At 65.1% G+C, this 2,069-nt stretch carries 2 protein-coding genes; both read right to left on the bottom strand.

Features of this window, described 5'->3' with window-relative positions; translation table 11 throughout:
• Positions 1-4: 4 nt before the first annotated feature.
• Positions 5-1,228 (bottom strand): glycosyltransferase, encoded by a 1,224-nt coding sequence (locus AC5L35_RS37280; protein WP_495064468.1) that lies wholly within the window; start codon positions 1,226-1,228, stop codon positions 5-7.
• A partial coding sequence (locus AC5L35_RS37275; RefSeq protein ID WP_495064467.1) for a Rossmann-fold NAD(P)-binding domain-containing protein occupies positions 1,225-2,069 on the bottom strand: 845 nt, incomplete at its 5' end. The genes AC5L35_RS37275 and AC5L35_RS37280, both read right to left, overlap by 4 nt.

The raw sequence follows: 2,069 nt of genomic DNA, 5'->3' as shown, positions 1-2,069 counted from the left end.
CGTCTCATGCGGAGATTTCCTCCGGTGTGGAGTGGTCGTCATCGGTGGTGGTACGCACGACCACGCCGTTCTCCACGGCGACCTCGCGGGTGAGCCAGCGCTGTTTCCGGATCGTGCACAACGCCTGAATCTTGATCAACGCCATCAACCACGACACCACCACATAACCAGGAATGTAGAAAAACGACGACGGCCGCCGCCGCAGATGCGGCAACAACTTCGCCGACCGGCTGACCTGCCACCACAACGCCAACACCACCACGAACACCCAATGCCCCGCCACGATCGACGAGATCATGAACGCCAACCCCAGCAACAACGTGAAACACGCCACCGCCTTGTCGATCATCGTGTACGCCAGGAACGGATGCCGCCACACCCACCGCCGCGACAACGCCCGCAGATCCGACCGCCACGTGTTACGCGCCCACCGCAACCGCTGCCGGCAGAACACCCGCCACCCGTCCGGGAACGTCGACCACACCTCCGCACTCCGCTGCATATACGTCCCATGCCCACGCTCCAAGATCAACGTGGTCAACCGCTTGTCATCCCCCGACAGACACGGCACCCCCCAGAACGTCTCATGCATGAACTCGTGCTCAACCTCCAACAGCAACGCCCGCCGATACACCGCCGTCCGCCCCGACAGACACGACACCGCCTGCCCCAACAAACTCTGACTCGCGTTCTCATCGAAATACCGGTGATCCAGGAACATGTCCGTGATCCGCGCCAGGAACCCCGAGGACCCATACACACTCTGCCGCGTCCCCACCCCACCGATCCGCGGATCCACGAACGGCTGACACACCTGCGCCGCCACATCCGGCGCCCAAATCGTGTCCGAATCCACCAACGCCACCAGGTCGCTGCTCGCCGCCCGCCACCCCCGCCGCAACGCATCCCGCTTCCCCGGCACCTCGGTCACCACCACCGTCACCGGATACCGCGACGCGATCTCCCGACACACCGCATCCGAGGCATCGATCACCAAGATGACCTCGACAACACCCTCATTCGCCAACCACGACTCCACCGCCGCGGTGAACACCACCGGATCTTCCTGATACACCGGCACCACCACACTCACCGGCAACCGGAAATCATTCACCACCGGCCGATACAACACCGCCGGAACCCGCCGCACCAACCAGCACGACCACCGCACCAAACCCAGCACCCCCAACGGAGTGCCCAACACGTAGTAATAAAGCGGCAGACTCATGTCCGCCCGACACCCGGAACCACCTGCCGGCCCACCACACCCTCCACCTCACGACGCATCACCGCCGCCAACCGATCATTCGTCGCCACCACCGCCCGCAACAACGGCATGTCCACCCCCACCCCCTCCGCAAACCCCACGAACCCACACGTGTCCTTCGGCAGACACGCCCCCCCATACGGCGCCCCACCCCGAATCCCGTACTCCGGGTTGAACGACCCCTCCGCCGACCGCGCCACCGTCGCCGCCACCGGATCCAACGCCACCCCCACCTCCCGAGCCACCAACCACATCTCGTTCCAAAAACTGATCTTCGTCGCGTTGAAGATGTTGTGCGCACACTTCACGAACTCCGCCTCAGCCGCCGCCCCGAACGTCCGCAACTCACCCCCGAACGGCGCCAACAACCCCACCAACCCCGCCACCGTCTCCGGATCACGCGACCCCACCACCGTCATCCACGGCGACCGGAAATCCTCCTCAGCCGACGCCGCCCGCAAAAACTCCGGATTCGCCGCCAACCCGAACCCCACCCCCGCCACCAACCCCGAACACCGCTCCAACACCGACCGCACCAAACCCTCGGTCGTTCCCGGCGGAACCGTCGACCGCACCACGACCGTGTGACGGCCAGGGGAGTCCGCCAGCGCATGCCCCACCGAGGTCGTCCCCGCGGTGAACGCCCGAAGGTCGTAGTCCCACCCCACATTGGGCGTGGGCAAGGTCAGGAACACGAACGAGTCCGGCTCGTCACGGAGATCCAACTCCGCGCGCGCATCCAACCCGTGGGTCGTCCTCAGTTCGTGCAGCCGTGATGTGTCCGTGTCGATGAACGTCACGT

The sequence above is a fragment of the Pseudonocardia sp. OZ21 genome, from assembly GCF_059359135.1.
The sequence above is the reverse complement of the archived record's forward strand: the minus strand, read 5'-3'. Positions and strand labels throughout refer to the sequence as shown.

Bases quoted from the DNA above. Each gene is read 5' to 3' on its own strand.
- AC5L35_RS37280 (WP_495064468.1), bottom strand. From the start codon at position 1,228: ATGAGTCTGCCGCTTTATTACTACGTGTTGGGCACTCCGTTGGGGGTG.